This is a genomic window from Xanthomonas sp. CFBP 7698 (genome assembly GCF_003600855.1).
GTDB classification, from domain to species: Bacteria; Pseudomonadota; Gammaproteobacteria; order Xanthomonadales; family Xanthomonadaceae; genus Xanthomonas; species Xanthomonas cannabis.
Genome location: NZ_PRDN01000001.1, coordinates 1,435,240 through 1,452,225 on the forward strand (window position 1 = coordinate 1,435,240; position 16,986 = coordinate 1,452,225).

Here is a 16,986-nt window from a genome sequence, read left to right on the forward strand (position 1 = left end):
AGCCTCGGTAGACGACGCGCCGATCCAGCAAGCGCCGCGACGACGCGGTAGATGCTGTCAGCCCACCCCGCAAAGAACAGAGCTGCACACGCCATGATCCGCGATGGTCATGCGGACTCGATCATCCGGACCCAAGAACCATCTGGACGGTTGGGATCAGCAACCGACGCTCCCGACCCTCGCCGCGTGACCGGGCATCAGCGCCCCGGCTCGTCGTTCCACAGAATCTTGTGCAACTGCATCTGGAAGCGCACCGGCACCCGATCGGCCACGATCCAGTCGGCCAGCTGGCGTGGCGTCACCTCGCTCTTGCTGGGCGAAAACCACACCGTGCAGCGGCGATCCAGCGCATGGGCCGCCACGATCTCGCGCGACCAATCGTAGTCGGCACGGCTGCAGATCACGAACTTGATCTGGTCGCGTGCCGTCAGCAATGCCAGGTTGTCCCAGCGGTTGCGATGCGCTTCGCCGGATGCAGGCGTCTTGATGTCGACCACCCGCGAAACGCGCGCATCGACCTCGGACACATCCAGCGCACCGGAGGTTTCCAGCGAGACATCAAAGCCGGCATCGCAGAGCTTCTGCAGCAGCACTAGGCAGCGCTTCTGCGCCAGCGGCTCGCCGCCGGTGACGCAGACGTGGCGAACGCCGTGGCTTGCAACGTCGGCAACGATCGCGTCGATGTCATGCCACTGCCCGCCATGGAAAGCGTAGGCCGTGTCGCAATACCGGCAGCGCAACGGACAGCCGGTCAGGCGTACGAACACGGTCGGCCAACCAGCCGTCTCGGCTTCGCCCTGCAGGGACAGGAAGATTTCGGTGATCTTCAATCGCGGCAATGGCGATTGGACGATCTCGCTGGGGACGGCGGCGGCGTTCATGGGCAAGGTATGCGCCGCGCCAACCGGCAACGACGCGCGGGCTCAGCGCAGCTGCTGGCCGAGACGAATGGATTGCAGACGTTCCTGCGCGACGCGCGCGGCATCGGAACCGGGATACTGCGCGACGACCTGCTGCAAGGTCTGTTGGGCTTCGTTGTTCTTGCCTTCGCCATATTGCGACAGGCCGAGCTTCAACAGACCGCCGGCGGCCTTGTCATGCGTGGGATAGCGGCTGACGAGATCGCGGAACTGCGCCTCGGCCAGCTGGAAATTGCGGGTGGCGTAGTAACTCTCACCCAGCCAATACAAGGCATTGGGGGTGTAGACGCCATTGGGGTAGAGCTCCAGGAAGCTCAGGAACAGCTGCGATGCATCGTCGTACTTGCCGTTCTTCAGTGCATCGAACGCCACGTTATAGGCCGTGCGCTCGTCATTGCTGACGGCCAGGGTGCCTGGGTCGCCATGCACGCTCGGCGGCTTCTCGGAGGTAGCCGCCGTTGCAGGCCGCGCGGCCGGAGCCGGGGCTGGGGTGACGCCGGTGGCAGGAGGCAGCGGGGGCGTTGCGCCACCTGCACCTTCCAGCCGGTTCAGACGTCCGTCCAGGTCCAGATACTGGTCCTTGGACTGCTGCTTGAGTTGCTCGTTGTCGTGCTGCAGCTGTTCAACGGTCGCGCGCAGCGCCTGCAGGTCGGAACGCGCCTGCTGCAGTTGATTGAGCAGATCGTTGTTGGCCTGACTGTTGGCCTGCTGCTGCTCGAGCACCGCCACACGATCAGCGAGACTTGCTCGCTGGGCGTGAGCCGGCGCGGCGACCACAAGGGCCGCCGCGACGAACAGGGATGTCACTCGAAAGCGCATCGCTTCTTACTGAGCCGTGTACACGATTTCGACGCGACGGTTCTGCGACCAGCAGCTTTCGCTGGTTTCGGTGCAGACCGGACGCTCTTCACCGTAGCTGACGACGGTCAGCTGGCTGGCCGAACCACCGGCAGCCTGCAGTGCGGAGGACACGGCATTGCCGCGGCGCTCGCCCAGGCCCATGTTGTACTCGCGCGAACCGCGCTCGTCGGCATTGCCCTGTAGGGTGATGCGCGAGGAGGGACGGTCACGCAGGTACTTGGCGTGGCACGCCATGATGGCCTGGAATTCCGGCTTCAGGGAGTCCTGATCCAGATCGAAGTAGACAACGCGCTGACGCAGGCAGGCATCGGTATCCAGGTCGCCCGGGCCGTACAGGCCAGAGGTGGCCGGGCCGGTCGGAACGGAGGAACCAGCGGTGGTGTCGGTCGGAGCAGGCGGAGTTTCCTTCACCTTCTTCGAGCAACCAGCCAGCACGGCAACGGACAACAGGGAGACAAGCAAGACGCGGGTGGACTTGTTCATGGGATACCTATGGAGGCTCTGGGCCAATGAGTGGTTTAACGCAGCGAAATATTAACATTAATGCGCGGTTCGGTAAGGCCCCCAAGCAGGTTCTCTCACATCACCGTCGGCCAGGACCAGGCGCTGGCGGACCCGAGCGTCGGCGGACACCGCATAAAGGACGCCACGACCACCCTCACGTGCCGCATACAACACCATGCTGGCGTTCGGCGCAAAGCTCGGCGACTCGTCCAGCGACCCCGGCGAGAGCGTGCTCCAGCTGGGCGAACCCAGGCTGCGGTCCATCATGGCGATGCGGTAGCTGTTGCCGCTGCCCTGCGCCACGGCGATCTTCTTGCCGTCGAACGACACGCTGGCAGTCGCGTTGTAGTTGCCCTGGAAGGTCACGCGGTTGGCGCTGCCGCCACTGGCGGCCACCTGGTAGATCTGCGGGCGACCGCCGCGATCGGAGGTGAAATAGATGCTGCCGCCATCCGGCGCCCAGGTCGGCTCAGTGTCGATGCCGAAGTGGTTGGTCAGCTGGGTCAGCTGCTTGCTGCCCAGATCCATCACATAGATCTCAGGGTTGCCGCTGCGCGACAGGGCCAGCGCCAGGCGGCGGCCGTCGGGCGAGAACGCCGGCGCGCCGTTGATGCCGCGGAAGCTGGACACCAGCTCACGGGCGCCGGTGGCGATGTCCTGCAGATAGATCGACGAATTGCCGCGCTCGAAGCTCACGTACGCAAGCTTCTTGCCGTCCGGGCTCCAGTTCGGCGACAACAGCGGTTCGGCCGAGCGCACGATGGTCTGCGGGTTGTAGCCGTCCGAATCGGCCACCATCAGCGCATAGCGCATGGCGCCACCCTTGCCGCTGGCGGTGACGTAGGCGATGCGGGTCCAGAACGCGCCGCGCACGCCGGTGATCTTTTCATAGATCGCATCGGCCATCTGGTGCGAAACATCGCGCATCGCGTTGGCGCGCGCGGTCATCGCCAGGCCGAGCAGGCGCTCGCCCTTGGCCACGTCGAACAGTTCGTATTCGACGCGATATGCGCCCTCGCCTGCGTCCATCACGCGGCCGACGACGATGTAGTTCTGCTTGAGGGTACGCCAGGTCGGGAACTGCACCTCGGTCCCGCGGGTCGGCTTTTCGACAATCTGGGCAGCCGGCAAGGTGCGGAACTGGCCGGAGCGATCCAGGTCGGCACCGACCACCGCGGACACGTCGGTCTGCGGCGCGGCGCCGGAGCCCTGATACGGCATGGGAATGACCGCGATCGGCGTAGCCGAGGCGCTACCGCCCACGATGTCGATGGTAAGACCCTGCTGCTGCGCGAGCGCGCTCAGCGGCAACAACAGGGCGGTCAGGGCAGCTAGCCAACGCAGCGGTTTTTTCATGGACGGCTCGGATCGGGCAGGAAAAGTGGGCAAGGGATACCAATCAGCGAGTGAACATACTCGCAATCGTGAACGAGACAACGTGAAAATGGAGCGATTGATCATGTAACGAATTGGATGGCACTGCCGGCCAATCGCCGGTGCGCAGCGACTGCGCCACTGCCTGGCGGCGGCAGCCGTGACGCGTACACCGGCTCCGACGGCCCTGCCGTCGTCGCCGGGCTGCAGCGCGCGCAGGCAGCCGCGGCCCGGCCAGTACCGACGCCGGTTACTGGTCCTGCGCGGTGAACACGAAGGTCAGATTGCGCTGGAACACCGATTCGAAACCACGGTACGGCAGCGGCTGCGCACTCAATACCGCGGCTTCGATCGAACGCTGGCCGGCCTCGTCATACGGGCAACCCGGCGCGACCTTGGCTTCCATCACGCTTCCACCGGGCAACTGGCGGATGTTGATGGTGCACTTCTGACCCGGCGGTACCGACGGCGGGCGCACCCACTGGGCCAGCACCTTCTGCTGGATCGCGGCGGCATACTTGGCCGACAGATCGGTACTGGTGCCGCCCTGCCCCGCGGTCGGCTGCGCGCTGCTCGCCGCGGCCGCTGACGCCTGCTGGGCGCGCGCGGCAGCCACCTGACGCAGCTTCTGTTCTGCCAGTGCCGCTTCCTTGGTGGCCTGCTCGCGCTGCCGGCGGATGTCGGCAATCTTCTTTTCGCGCTCGGCATCGGCGGCCGCCTGCTGCGCGGCGGCCTGCTTCTTCTTGGCGTCGGCCTCTTCCTGCTGCTTGGCCAGGCGCAATTTCTGCTCGGCCTCTTCCTGGCGCTTGCGCTCGGTCAGGTCGATCTGCTCCTGGCGGCGCTTGGCTTCCTGCTCCTGCTTGGCCTTTTCGGCGGAAATGGCCAATGCGTCGACCTTCTCCTGGTCCACCTTGTCCGGCTGGGCCACGCGTTCCTGCGCCTGCGCTTGCTGCGGCGTGGGCGCATCCTGCGGGCGCGGCTCGGGGATCGGCTGCGGTGGCGGCACGGTGTCTTCCGGCGCGGGCTCGGGCAATGGGGCCGGCGGAGGCGGCGCTTCCACCGGCGTGGCCTTCAGTGCCTGGCGCGCGACGCGCGCCTCCGCGGCGGAGACATCCAGCGACGCTTCCATGCTGGGGTCGCCCGCGGCCGGCTCGACCGAGCGTTCAGGCGACCACAGCCAGCCGGCGATGAACACCAGCGCGACCAGGATGTGCACGACCAGGGCCAGCATGACCGGTCGCAGCCAGCCATCCTCGCGCATGCCTTGGGTCGGGAGTGCGTCAGCGTGCATCGCTGCCCGCAGTGCCGCCGGAGTCGGAGATCAGGCCGACCTTCTCGACCTTGGCCTGCTTGAGCACGTCGATGGCGTCCATGATCTTCTGGTACGGCGCGGCGCGATCGCCGGCCACGACCACGCGCGCGTCCTTGTCCTGCGCCACGATGGCGGCCAGCTGCGCCTGCAGGGCAGCGACGTCCATCGCCTGCGGCTTGCCCTTGGGCAGCTGCAATGCCAGCTGGCCATCGGCGGCGACCACCACCACGATCGGGTCCTGCTTGCTCTCCAGCGCCTTGGCGCGCGAGCTCGGCAGGCTGACATCGGTACTCAGGGTCAACAGCGGTGCGGTCACCATGAAGATGATCAGCAGCACCAGCATCACGTCGATGTACGGCACGACGTTGATGTCGGATTTGAGCTTGCGCTTCTTACGGCGGGAAATACCGGAGATCATCGCGAAACGTTCCTAATTAATCCCTCGCACATGCATGTGCGATCTGTCGCGAGTGGCTCGCCTGTGCAGGCCGATGCGCACGTCCGTACGCTGGCTTGCGCGCGGCGGGCTCCACCCACTGCGGCGCGGCGCCCATGGCCGGATGCGCGAACCGTCACGGGCTTGCAGGGCGCACGCATTACTCGTCCGCGCCGGCCTGGCGCTGCAGGATGGAGCTGAACTCGTCGGCGAAGGTCTCGTAGCGCACCGACAGCCGTTCCACGCGCGTGGTGAAGCGGTTGTAGGCCCACACGGCCGGGATCGCCACGAACAGGCCGATGGCGGTGGCGAACAGGGCTTCGGAGATGCCCGGTGCCACCGCTGCGATACCGGCCTGCTCGCCACTGCTGACCATGTCGTGCATGGTCACCATGATGCCGAACACGGTGCCGACCAGGCCGACGTAGGGCGCGGTGGAACCGATGTTGGCCAACAGTTCGAGATTGCGCTCGAGCTGGTCGACCTCACGGGTGAAGGCGGTACGCATGGCGCGCTGTGCGCCTTCCAGCTGTACGCGTGCGTCCAGGCGGCGGCGGTCGCGCAACCGCGAGAACTCGCGGAAGCCGCTCTCGAACATCGATTCCAGGCCACCAACAGTGCGGTTGCGATCGGTCGCCGACGCGTACAGCTTGGCCAGATCGGCGCCGGACCAGAAGCGGTTTTCAAATTCGTCGGCCTCGCGGTTGGCCTGCTTGAACGCGCGCGCCTTGCGAAAAATGATGACCCAGCTGATGAACGAGCCGATCAACAGCAACAGCACGATGATCTTCACCGGGATACTGGCCCGCAGGATCAGATCCACGTAGTTGATGCTGCTGTTGTGCGCCGCCGTGGCGGTTTGCGCCGCGGCCGCGGTGACGTCCTGCGGTAGTGCTTCCACTACCGTGTCCTGCAGGGCCAGGAGCAATGCAATCGACATCCGTTCGTTCCTCAGTAATCGGATTCTGTGGTTTCTAGAGCTTTCAACACGTCGTATACCGCATCGTCCATGCCGCGCGGGCGGAAGTCGCTGGCAGCGAGTGCGGCAATCCGCACCTCGGCCGTCAGCAGCACTTCGCCTTCGCGGCGGACCGACTGCGCAAACTGCAGGCTGGCCCGTCTGCATTTCAACAGCACCGCCGACACTGACAGCGCGTCGTCGAGCCGGGCCGGCTTGAGGAAATCCAGTTGCATCGAGCGGACCGCAAACACCAGACCGTGGTCCTGGCGCATCAGGTCCTGCCCGTAACCGGCCGCGCGCATCCACTCGGTGCGCGCACGTTCCAGGAAGGCGACGTAGCGCGCGTGGTAGACGACCCCGCCGGCGTCGGTATCTTCCCAGTAGACGCGTGTCGGCCAACTGAATACAGGCGGGGATTGGGGAGTCGGGAATCGTGATTCGGTGGTCATGGGCACGGAATGTCGGTCGGGACGGCCCGGGCGGGCGACCAATGGAGCGCCATCAAAACAGCTCTCCCGGTTCGCCGATGCCTGCGGCGCGGTCGCGTGGCGGCTTCAGGCCCAGGTGCAGATAGGCCTTGGTGGTGACCATGCGGCCGCGCGCGGTGCGGATCAGGAAGCCCTGCTGGATCAGGTAGGGCTCGATCACGTCTTCCAGCGTGCCGCGCTCTTCCGAGAGCGAGGCGGCCAGCGATTCCACGCCCACCGGGCCGCCATCGAAATGCTCGACGATGGTGCGCAGCATGCGGCGGTCGAGCTCATCGAAGCCTTCCGGGTCCACTTTCAGCATCTGCATGGCGGCCTGCGCCACTGGCAGATCGATGTGGCCGGCCGCCTTGACCTGGGCGTAGTCGCGCACCCGGCGCAGCAGGCGGTTGGCGATCCGCGGGGTGCCGCGGGCGCGGCGCGCGATTTCGGCAGCGCCCTCGGGTGTGCAGTCGATGCCCAGGATCGCGGCCGAGCGGATCACGATACGGGTCAGCTCCTGGGGCGAATAAAACTCCAGGCGTTGCACGATGCCAAAGCGGTCGCGCAGCGGCGCGGTCAGCAGGCCGGCACGCGTGGTGGCGCCGATCAGGGTAAACGGCGGCAGGTCGATCTTGATCGAGCGCGCAGCCGGGCCGTCGCCGATCATGATGTCGATCTGGAAATCTTCCATCGCCGGATACAGCACTTCCTCCACCACCGGCGACAGGCGATGGATTTCGTCGATGAACAACACATCGTGCGGCTGCAGGTTGGTCAGCAGCGCCGCAAGATCGCCGGCCTTCTCGATCACCGGGCCGGATGTCACCCGCAGGCTCACGCCCAGCTCGTTGGCGATCACATGGCTGAGCGTGGTCTTGCCGAGCCCGGGCGGGCCGAAGATCAGCACATGGTCCATGGCCTCGCCGCGCGCCTTGGCCGCCTGGATGTAGATCTCCATCTGCTCGCGCACCGGCTGCTGGCCGAGATAGTCGGCCAGGCGCTTGGGACGGATGCTCGCATCGGCGGCTTCGTCCTCGCGGGTGGAGCTGCTGGCGATGATGCGGTCCATTCAGGGCGGGGATTGGGGATTCGGCAGACGGGATTGGCAGCACACTAGTATGGGCCGCAGTGCGCCTCCGGCGCTACGCTCTTGCCAATCCCGACTGTCCAATCCCCGATCCCGGGCCGCCACCGGCGGCCTCAGATCTCCACCTGCGCGCCGAGCTCCACCAGGCGATTGCCCGGGATGCGGAAGAAACCGGTGGCCGGCGCGGCATTGCGATGCATCAGCGCGAACAGCTTGTCGCGCCAGATCGGCATGCCGCGGTTGGCGCTGGCCACGATGGTCTCGCGGCTGGCGAAGAAGGTGGTGTCCATCGGATCGAAATGGATACCGCCCTGGTCGCAGGAGCGCATCAGCGCCAGCGGCACGTCGGGCGTCTCCATGAAGCCGAAGCGCACGTAGACGCGGTAGAACTCGTCGCCGATCGATTCGATCTGCAGGCGCTTGTCCACCGGCGCATACGGAATCGGCAAGGTATCGACGTTGAGGAAGATGTTGCGCTCGTGCAGCACCTTGTTGTGCTTGAGGTTATGCATGAGTGCATGCGGCACCACCATCGGGTCGGCAGTCAGGAACACCGCCATGCCCGGCACGCGCGCCGGCGGGGCCAGCATCAGGCCCGGCAGGAAGCTGTCGATGCGGATACCGTCCTTGCGGATTTCCTCGCGCAGCAGCGCGCGGCCGCGGCGCCAGGTACGCATCAGGGTGAACACCACGATGCCCAGCGCCAGCGGGAACCAGGCACCCTGCAGCAGCTTGGCGCCGTTGGCGATCACGAAGGCCAGTTCGATGATGAAGAACACCACGCACAGGGGCAGCACCCAGTTGCGCCAGCGCGGCCACAGCGCGCGGGCAACCAGGGCCAGCAACAGGGTGTCGATCAGCATGGTCATCGACACCGAGATGCCGTAGGCCACCGCCAGGTTGGTGGAGCTGCGGAAGATCAGCACCAGCGCGATCACCATCACCATCAGCAGCCAGTTGATGCCGGGTACGTAGATCTGGCCGATGGTGTCGCGCGAGGTGTGCTTGATCAGCATGCGCGGGATGTAACCCAGCTGCATGGCCTGACGGGCCACCGAATAGGCGCCGGTGATCACCGCCTGCGAGGCGATCACCGCCGCCAGCGTGGCCAGGATGATCATCGGGTACAACGCCCAGCCAGGCACCGCCTCGAAGAACGGGTTCTTCAGCGCGGACGGGTGATTGAGCACCAGCGCACCCTGGCCCAGGTAATTGAGCAGCAGCATCGGCAGCACGAAGAAATACCAGCCGTGGCGGATCGGCTTTGCGCCGAAGTGCCCCATGTCCGCGTACAGCGCCTCGCCGCCGGTCACCGCCAGCACCACCGCGCCCAGGATGAACACCCCGTGCCAGCCGTGCTCGATGAAGAAGCGGATCGCCCACCATGGGTTGAAGGCCTTCATCACCTCCGGTGCGTCGACGATGTTCCAGGCGCCGATCGCGCCCAGCGACAAAAACCATAGGCAGGTAATCGGGCCGAACACCTTGCCCACGGTCTCGGTGCCGAAACGCTGCACCATGAACACGATCAGCAGCACCACCACGGTGATCGGCACGATGAAGGGATGCAGGCTGGGCGCAGCGATTTCCAGGCCTTCCACCGCGCCCATCACCGAGATGGCCGGGGTGATCACGCCGTCGCCGAAGAACAGCGAGGCACCGAAGATGCCGAGAATGCCCACCACATACGCCGAACGCGAACCCTGCTTGAGGGTGCGCTGGGTCAGCGCCATCAACGCCATGATGCCGCCCTCGCCCTCGTTGTCGGCGCGCATGATGATGGTGACGTACTTGAGCGTCACCGTGATCATCAGTGCCCAAAACGCCAGCGACAGCACCCCCAGCACCGTGTCGTGGTCGCTGCTCAGCCCGTAGTGCGGCGAAAACGCCTCCTTCAGGGTGTACAGCGGGCTGGTACCGATATCGCCGAACACGACGCCGATGGCGCCGATGACCAAGGCCATATGGCTGTTGGCGGGCGCGTGGCCGTGGCCCGCTGCAGGAGTGGAGGTCTGTGACATGAGTGGGCAGGGTATCGCCGAAGGGCGTGAAGAATGGGAAAGGTCGAGGCTGCTTAACGCAGCGCGGCCTGCAGGGCCTTGCGAATGACCATGGCGACGTCGTCGCCTTCTGCCCCGGCCTCGCGTGCCATGCGTGTGGCCTCGGCCGGCTTGTAACCCAGCTGCTGCAAGGCCACCGTGGCTTCGGACACCGCATCAGGGCCGAGCTGGCCGGTGATCGGCGCACCGCTGCTGAAGTCGGCGGCGCGGTCGCGCAGCTCGACCACCATGCGCTCGGCGGTCTTCTTGCCGATGCCGGGGATGCGCGTGAGCGCGGTGATGTCGCCGCTGGTGATCAGGCGGGCGAACTCGTCCACGCTGACGCCGGATAGCACTGCCAGCGCGATCTTGGCGCCGATGCCGGTGACCTTCTGCACGTCGCGGAACAGCCGCCGCTCGCCCTCGCGCAGGAAGCCGTACAGCGCCACGCTGTCTTCCTTCTGCGCGTAATGGGTAAACAGGATGACGTCGCGACCGACGTCGGGCAGGTCGTAGAAGGTGCTCATCGGCGCCTCCAGCTCGTAGCCCACTCCACCCACGTCGATCACCAGCCACGGCGGCTGCTTGTAGGCCAGGATCCCGCGCAGACGGCCTATCACGCGGCACCGCCTTGGCGGTGCCGGGAATGGGGAATCGGGAATGGGGAATCGAAACAGCGTGCGCTGCTCTGGACCCTGCTCTTGCAATTCCCGATTCCCGATTCCCGATTCCCGATTCTCATCTTTTGCGGCTCCAGGCCTGTTGCGTATTGACGCCCAGACGTTGCGCGGTGGCGCGGACATGGGCGTGAGTGATGGCGACGGCCAGTGCGTCGGCGGCGTCGGGCTGCAGCTTGCCTTTCAGGTTGAGCATGATGCCGACCATGTGCTGCACCTGCACCTTGTCCGCGCCGCCCTTGCCGACCAGCGCCAGCTTGATTTCGGTGGCAGCGTACTCGTGCACCGGCAGGTCGCGCATGACGACCGCGCAGATCGCCGCGCCACGTGCATGGCCAAGCTTGAGCGCCGAATCGGCGCTCTTGCCCATGAACACCTTCTCGATCGCTACCTCGTCCGGCCGGTAGATCTCGATCAGCTCGCCCAGCCCGTGCAGCAGGCGCTTGAGCCGCTGCGCAAAGTCGCCCTCGCCCAGCAACACCAGCGGCGCGTGGTGCACATGCCGGCTGCGACCGCCTTCGTCGATATCGATGATGCCGATGCCGGTGCGCTGCGAGCCGGGATCGATGCCCAGGATGCGGGTCATCTAGAGGCCGGGATTGGGGAGTCGGGAATCGGGAATGGGTAAAGCGGCCTACTGGCGTGCTCGACATTGCCGAGCGATGCAGGATGCTGCTGTTTCGATTCCCGATTCTCCATTCCCGATTCCCGGCGCTTACGCGCCGAGTGCCGCTTGGTCGACGTTCGAATAGACGTCCTGGACGTCGTCCAGGTCTTCGAGCATGTCGAGCAGCTTGCGCACCTGCACGGCGGTGTCGCCGTCCACGGCGATGTCGTTGTCGGCGCGGAAGGTGATTTCGGCATGCGCCGGTTCCAGCCCAGCAGCGACCAGTGCGTCCTTGACTTGGGCAAAGGCGTCCGGGGCGGTCAGCACGTCGATGGCGCCGTCTTCCGGGTACACCACCACATCGTCGGCGCCGGCCTCGATGGCGGCGTCGGTGAGGGTGTCCTCGTCGGTGCCGGCGGCAAAGCTCAGCACGCCCAGGCGCTTGAACATGAAGGCCACCGAGCCGTCGGTGCCCATGTTGCCGCCGCACTTGCTGAAGGCGTGGCGCACGTCGGCCACGGTGCGCACGCGGTTGTCGGTCAGGCAGTCCACGATCACCGCCACGCCGCCGGGGGCATAGCCCTCGTAGCGCACTTCTTCGTATTCCACCCCTTCCAGCTCGCCGGTGGACTTCTTGATGGCGCGCTCGATCACGTCCTTGGACATGTTCGCCGACAGGCCCTTGTCCATGGCGGTGCGCAGGCGCGGATTATTGGACGGGTCGCCGCCGCCGGCGCGTGCGGCCACGCTGATCTCGCGGATGATCTTGGTGAACATCTTGCCGCGTTTGGCGTCGGAGGCGTTCTTGCGGCCTTCGATCGAGGGGCCTCTACCCATGGGTGGTTCCAGACTGGCTTGGATGACAGGGCGCGGATTTTACCTGATTGCTCGCCCGCACCGGGGCGCCGACATGCGCCAGCGGATGTTCAAGGCGCAAAGTGGCCGTTGCGGAGGAAGGCCAGGGCTTGCCGGGCCGCCTCGGGCGAGCGCAACAAGCCGCTGTGGCTGGCCTGCACCACGCAATGGTCGCGCAGGCCGGGCAGGCGGGTTTCGGCCAGCGCAACGGTGCCGTCGGAGCCGGCGTCCAGTGGCGCCAGCCAGCGGCCGACGCCGCGTGGCACGCAGCCGGCCACCTGGCCGATCTCGGCCGGCCCGTCCCAACGGGTGAACCCGTGCTGCAACAGCGCGGCGCTGCGGCCCATGGCCCATACGCCGCCACGCCGGGCGAGGCTGCGCGCGGCGGCACTGCCGCGCAGCGGCGAGCCAAGGCAGACCACCCGACGCACCGGCAGATCGGGCGCGTCCTGCAATGCCTGCAGGGCCACCAGGCCGCCGAGGCTATGGCAGATCAACAGTTGTGCACGGCTGGCGCGCAGCCGCGCGATCAATTGCGGCACTGCCTGCGCCGGACCGCCGAACACGCTGGCATAGCCGAACACTGCAGGCGCCAGTCCCTCGCTCCGCAGCCGCCGGGCCAGCGGCAGCAGCCAGTGGGCGGTGTTCCAGATGCCGTGGACCAGCAGCACGTCGGCGGTGGCGGTGGTCGCCGGCTTGCGCGAGGCGCGCCTGGCTGCACCTGGAAATGCAGCGGCCGCGCCGGGCATCAGCGCGATTGCCTGCAGGTGGCGCGCAATCGCCGGGCAAGTGCGGACGGTGCCGGCATGCCGTCAATCGGCCGCGATCAGCGGCCTGCGACGCAGGATGTGTTCGCGATCGACAACTTTGCCCACCGGGAAGTCGTACTCCCCCACTTTCTCGAACCCGTAGCGCGCATAGAACCGCTGCGCGCCGAAGTTCTCCGACCACACGCCGATCCACAGGGTGCGCGGGCCGTCGCGCTCCAGCCACTCCAGTGCGGTTTCGAACAGCCGGCTGCCCCAACCGCTGTTCTGGTAGTCCTTCAGCAGATACAGCCGCTTGAGCTCTCCATCGGCTGGGCGTACGTCTGCGTGCGGCAGCCCGCAGGGGCCGGCGGCGGAATGACCAACCAACAGGTTGTCCATCTCCAGCAACCAGATCGCGTAGTCCGGATGCCCCAGCACGATGCGCGCGCGCTCGACCGCATACGTTTCTTCGAGAAAACCACGCAGGTCTTCTTCTGGATACAAATGCCCGAAGGTTTCGGTAAAGGTCTGTGCGGCCAACAGCGACAGTGCTTCGGCATCGTCCGGTGTGGCGCGGCGGATGCGGGTCATGCGGGCTTCTCGTACCGGATGGGACGTGGCAGCTTCTCGCATGCGGCGGCGCTGCTGCAAGTGGAGAATCGGGAATCGGCAAATGCGGCGCCTGAGCGCGGCGCACGGATGGGTCGCCACCACTTCGCCAAGGTCGTTGGCGCCTGGCGGGGCAAACAACACGGCCACGCGCGAGGCGTGGCCGTGCTTGCGCGCAGGTCAGGCCTGCTTGGGGCGCACCTGCACGTGCACCTCGGCCAGCTGTTCGGCGGCGATCGGCGACGGGGCGTCGGTCATCAGATCCTGTGCGCCCGTGGTCTTGGGGAACGGGATCACGTCGCGGATGGATTCGGTACCGGCCATCAGTGCAGCGATGCGGTCGATGCCGAAGGCGATGCCGCCGTGCGGCGGGGCGCCGTAGTTCAGGGCATCCAGCAGGAAGCCGAACTTGGCGCGCGCTTCTTCGGCGCCGATGCCGAGCAGCTCGAACACTGCGCTCTGCATGTCCGGGCGATGGATACGGATCGAGCCGCCGCCGATTTCATTGCCGTTGAGCACCATGTCGTAACCGCGCGACACCGCGGTGCGGGCATTGGCGCGCAGGTCGGCGATGTCGTCCACCGCCGGCGCGGTGAAGGGGTGATGCAAGGCGACGTAACGCTGCGCCTCGTCGTCCCATTCGAACATCGGGAAATCGGTGACCCACAGCGGCGCCCAGCCCTCGGCGACCAGGTTGAACTCCTTGCCGGCCTTCAGGCGCAGCGCGCCCATGAAATCGGACACCTTGTTGTAGCCGCCGGCACCGAAGAACACGATGTCGCCATTGCCGACGCCGACGTGCTTGAGCAGCGCGGCAAAAGCGTCTTCGGAGAAGAACTTGGCGATCGGCGAGCTGACCTCGCCGGCCTCCGAGAGCTTGATGTAGGCAAGGCCCTTGGCACCGTATTTGGCGGCATGCGCGGCGTATTCGTCGATCTGCTTGCGCGACAGCGCTGCGCCACCGGGGATGCGCAGCGCGGCAACGCGACCGTCGGCATCGTTGGCGGCGGCGGTGAACACCGGGAATTCGCTGGATTTGACCAGCTCGGCCACATCGACCAATTCCAGATCGATGCGCAGGTCCGGCTTGTCCGAGCCATAGCGACGCATCGCCTCGGCCCAGGTCATGCGCGGGAACTGCGCGGCCAGCTCGACGTCCACCACTTCCTTGAAGATGGCGCGGATCATGTCCTCGACGAAATCCTGCACGTCGCGTTCGCGCACGAAGGCGAACTCCATGTCGAGCTGGGTGAATTCCAGCTGGCGATCGGCGCGCAGCGCTTCGTCGCGGAAGCAGCGTGCGATCTGGTAGTAGCGGTCGAAGCCGGCCACCATCAGGATCTGCTTGAACAGCTGCGGGCTCTGCGGCAATGCGTAGAACTCGCCCGGATGCATGCGCGCGGGCACCAGGAAGTCGCGCGCGCCTTCCGGAGTGGCCTTGGTCAGGATCGGGGTTTCGATGTCCTGGAAATCGCGCGCATCCAGGTGCCGGCGCAGCGCCTGCACCAGCTTGATGCGGGTGCGCTGCATGCGCTGCATTTCCGGACGGCGCAGGTCCAGATAGCGGTATTTCAGGCGGGTATCCTCGCCGGGGTTCTCGTGCGCGTGGAACGGCAGCGGCGCGGCCTTGTTGAGGATGCTGATGCGCGTGGCGATCACTTCCACCTTGCCGGTGCGCAGCTTGTCGTTGACCGCATGGCGCGCACGTACCACGCCTTCCACCTGCAGCACGTCCTCGTAGCCGAGGCTGGCGGCCACCTTGAACAACTCTGCGCTGACGTCGTCGCCAGCCACCGGCTCCACCGTCACCTGCACGATGCCTTCGTGGTCGCGCAGGTCGATGAAGCACACCCCGCCCAGATTGCGGGCCACGTCGGTCCAGCCGGCGAGAGTGACGGTTTGGCCGATCATGGTCTCGTCGACCAGGCCGCAGAAGTGGGTACGCATCGAAAGCTCCGCTGAAAACCCGACGCAGGACAGCGCCGGAAAGCCGGATATTCTGGGGCCGGCGGGCGGCAGGAGCAAATGCGGCGGCGGTCACCGGCGCTTAAGTCGGCGCCCGGCTGAATAGGCGCCACGCCCCTCCCGCACCAAGGACGCCACGATGCTGCGCACCGCCCTGCTGATCTCCGGCTTCAGCCTCCTCGCCTTCGGTGGCGCGCTGGCCAGCCGTCCCGCCGCCGCGCAGGACCGTGGCTGGAACGGCCAGACCGTCACCTGTTCCAGCAACGACAACCGCCGCCGCGAATGCGACACCCCTTTCCGTGGCCGCGCGGCGCTGGTGGAAAACATTTCCGGCACGCGCTGCATCGAAGGGCGCAACTGGGGCAGCGACCGCGGCCGGATCTGGGTGGACAACGGCTGTCGCGGCCGTTTTGCCGAGGCCCGCGGCGGCTGGGGCGGTGGTGGCTGGAATGGTGGCGACGATCGCCCCGGCAACGCCGCAGCCGGCACGGTGCGCTGCGAGAGCCGCGACCAGCGCCAGGCGGTCTGCAATACCGGTTGGCGGCGCGCAATGATCGTGCGCCAGCTCTCCGGCACCCCCTGCGTGGAGGGCCGCAACTGGCATCAGGAACAAGGCCGCATCTGGGTGGACGACGGCTGCCGGGCCGATTTTGCGCAGGCCCGTGGCGGCGGCTGGGATCGGGATGACCGCGGCGGCGGCCCTCGCGGCGATTACTCGGTGACCTGCAACAGCGACGACCGCCGCCTGCGCACCTGCAAGTGGGACGCGGACGCCGGCCGCCCGATGCTGACCCGCCAGCTATCGGACACGCGCTGCGAGGAAGGCCGCACCTGGGGCTACGACTCGCGCCGCTCGACGGTCTGGGTCAACGATGGCTGCCGCGCGCGGTTCGATGCCCGCTGAGGGTTGAACGGGGCCGTTGCAGGCGGGAATCCACAGGTCGGTCCGGCGTGGGCCGGCCTGTGTCGTTTTCGTCGCGCAAGTCGTGCAGGCGTCGCCGCCTAGCAGGGTCGCGGTCACGCCGCGCCGGATGCCGGCTTCGCCGCTGCTGCGGCCGGTGCAGCTGCTGGCTTGCTGTCGCCGGCTGCGGCAGGCTTGGCCTCGCCGCCTGCGCTGCTGCTGTCGGTGAGGTTCTTCTTCTTTTCGCCGGCCGACTTGAAATCGGTCTCGTACCAGCCGCTACCGGACAACCGGAACGACGGCGCGGTGACCTGGCGCTTGATCGTGGCCGCGGCGCAGGCCGGGCAGCTTTGCGGATCGGGGTCGGCCATCTTCTGCAGGCGGTCGAACGAATGGCCACAGGTGGTGCACTGGAACGCGTAGATGGGCATGGCAGAAGATGAGGAAGACGATGCAGGGGCGCAGATTCTAGACGGATGCGGGTGCGTCGGCGCAATGGCCAACCGGTGCGCGCGAAGATGGGGCCTGATGCGTTGGCACCTCGCACTGCGTGATGCGCGGAGACGCCGGCGACGCGGTGCGATGCCGCAATGGCCAGCCGGTTGAGACAGCACGCCGGCAAGTACGACAGCCGCCACACGATCATCCGGTTCGACTGCTCT

At 66.6% G+C, this 16,986-nt stretch carries 18 protein-coding genes; 1 reads left to right on the forward strand and 17 read right to left on the reverse strand.

The genetic code is table 11. The features are described 5' to 3' along the window. Positions 1 to 197 precede the first annotated feature (197 nt). The 16 genes from queE to aspS form a co-directional block, all read right to left on the reverse strand. Complete coding sequence (gene queE, locus XnspCFBP7698_RS06065; protein ID WP_104579880.1) at positions 198 to 881, reverse strand: 7-carboxy-7-deazaguanine synthase QueE; 684 nt, start codon at positions 879 to 881, stop codon at positions 198 to 200. A 42-nt stretch (positions 882 to 923) separates the two neighbouring features. Continuing rightward, positions 924 to 1,739: a tol-pal system protein YbgF gene (gene ybgF / locus XnspCFBP7698_RS06070; RefSeq protein WP_104579881.1), complete on the reverse strand. Its 816-nt coding sequence runs from the start codon at positions 1,737 to 1,739 to the stop codon at positions 924 to 926. 6 nt (positions 1,740 to 1,745) lie between these two features. After that, complete coding sequence (gene pal, locus XnspCFBP7698_RS06075) at positions 1,746 to 2,264, reverse strand: peptidoglycan-associated lipoprotein Pal (protein ID WP_039415542.1); 519 nt, start codon at positions 2,262 to 2,264, stop codon at positions 1,746 to 1,748. 57 nt (positions 2,265 to 2,321) lie between these two features. Then, the gene (gene tolB, locus XnspCFBP7698_RS06080; protein WP_047695287.1) at positions 2,322 to 3,641 is read right to left on the reverse strand and encodes a Tol-Pal system beta propeller repeat protein TolB; all 1,320 of its coding nucleotides are present in this window, start codon (positions 3,639 to 3,641) and stop codon (positions 2,322 to 2,324) included. A gap of 268 nt (positions 3,642 to 3,909) precedes the next feature. After that, the gene (tolA, locus tag XnspCFBP7698_RS06085) at positions 3,910 to 4,950 is read right to left on the reverse strand and encodes a cell envelope integrity protein TolA (RefSeq protein WP_104579882.1); all 1,041 of its coding nucleotides are present in this window, start codon (positions 4,948 to 4,950) and stop codon (positions 3,910 to 3,912) included. After that, positions 4,940 to 5,389, reverse strand: a complete 450-nt coding sequence (gene tolR / locus XnspCFBP7698_RS06090) for a protein TolR (protein WP_039415386.1) — start codon at positions 5,387 to 5,389, stop codon at positions 4,940 to 4,942. The genes tolA and tolR overlap by 11 nt, the downstream gene beginning before the upstream one ends. A gap of 178 nt (positions 5,390 to 5,567) precedes the next feature. Beyond that, the gene (tolQ, locus tag XnspCFBP7698_RS06095) at positions 5,568 to 6,347 is read right to left on the reverse strand and encodes a protein TolQ (protein WP_039415390.1); all 780 of its coding nucleotides are present in this window, start codon (positions 6,345 to 6,347) and stop codon (positions 5,568 to 5,570) included. A gap of 11 nt (positions 6,348 to 6,358) precedes the next feature. After that, positions 6,359 to 6,817, reverse strand: coding sequence for a tol-pal system-associated acyl-CoA thioesterase (ybgC, locus tag XnspCFBP7698_RS06100; RefSeq protein WP_047695289.1), 459 nt, complete (start codon positions 6,815 to 6,817; stop codon positions 6,359 to 6,361). A 52-nt stretch (positions 6,818 to 6,869) separates the two neighbouring features. Beyond that, a complete protein-coding gene (gene ruvB / locus XnspCFBP7698_RS06105) occupies positions 6,870 to 7,904 on the reverse strand; it encodes a Holliday junction branch migration DNA helicase RuvB (protein WP_047695290.1) in 1,035 nt (344 codons plus the stop codon). A 131-nt stretch (positions 7,905 to 8,035) separates the two neighbouring features. Next, complete coding sequence (locus tag XnspCFBP7698_RS06110) at positions 8,036 to 9,943, reverse strand: potassium transporter Kup (RefSeq protein ID WP_039563631.1); 1,908 nt, start codon at positions 9,941 to 9,943, stop codon at positions 8,036 to 8,038. A 53-nt stretch (positions 9,944 to 9,996) separates the two neighbouring features. Beyond that, a complete protein-coding gene (ruvA, locus tag XnspCFBP7698_RS06115) occupies positions 9,997 to 10,581 on the reverse strand; it encodes a Holliday junction branch migration protein RuvA (protein ID WP_039413813.1) in 585 nt (194 codons plus the stop codon). A 118-nt stretch (positions 10,582 to 10,699) separates the two neighbouring features. Further along, positions 10,700 to 11,224: a crossover junction endodeoxyribonuclease RuvC gene (gene ruvC / locus XnspCFBP7698_RS06120; protein ID WP_104579883.1), complete on the reverse strand. Its 525-nt coding sequence runs from the start codon at positions 11,222 to 11,224 to the stop codon at positions 10,700 to 10,702. A gap of 129 nt (positions 11,225 to 11,353) precedes the next feature. Then, positions 11,354 to 12,082, reverse strand: coding sequence for a YebC/PmpR family DNA-binding transcriptional regulator (locus XnspCFBP7698_RS06125; RefSeq protein WP_047695292.1), 729 nt, complete (start codon positions 12,080 to 12,082; stop codon positions 11,354 to 11,356). Between the two features lie 89 nt (positions 12,083 to 12,171). After that, entirely contained in the window at positions 12,172 to 12,849 is a 678-nt protein-coding gene (locus XnspCFBP7698_RS06130; protein ID WP_146093182.1) for an alpha/beta fold hydrolase, read from the reverse strand. 63 nt (positions 12,850 to 12,912) lie between these two features. Continuing rightward, positions 12,913 to 13,440: an N-acetyltransferase gene (locus tag XnspCFBP7698_RS06135; RefSeq protein WP_104579884.1), complete on the reverse strand. Its 528-nt coding sequence runs from the start codon at positions 13,438 to 13,440 to the stop codon at positions 12,913 to 12,915. 198 nt (positions 13,441 to 13,638) lie between these two features. Continuing rightward, positions 13,639 to 15,405 (reverse strand): aspartate--tRNA ligase, encoded by a 1,767-nt coding sequence (gene aspS / locus XnspCFBP7698_RS06140; RefSeq protein ID WP_104579885.1) that lies wholly within the window; start codon positions 15,403 to 15,405, stop codon positions 13,639 to 13,641. Positions 15,406 to 15,562: 157 nt separating this feature from the next. On the opposite strand from aspS, the gene XnspCFBP7698_RS06145 reads away from it, so the two are divergent. After that, on the forward strand, positions 15,563 to 16,327 hold the full coding sequence (locus XnspCFBP7698_RS06145; RefSeq protein WP_047695296.1) for a DUF3011 domain-containing protein: 765 nt from the start codon (positions 15,563 to 15,565) through the stop codon (positions 16,325 to 16,327). A gap of 113 nt (positions 16,328 to 16,440) precedes the next feature. Here XnspCFBP7698_RS06145 and XnspCFBP7698_RS06150 read toward each other — a convergent pair whose 3' ends face one another. Continuing rightward, complete coding sequence (locus XnspCFBP7698_RS06150; RefSeq protein WP_047695297.1) at positions 16,441 to 16,755, reverse strand: zinc ribbon domain-containing protein; 315 nt, start codon at positions 16,753 to 16,755, stop codon at positions 16,441 to 16,443. Positions 16,756 to 16,986 lie beyond the last annotated feature (231 nt).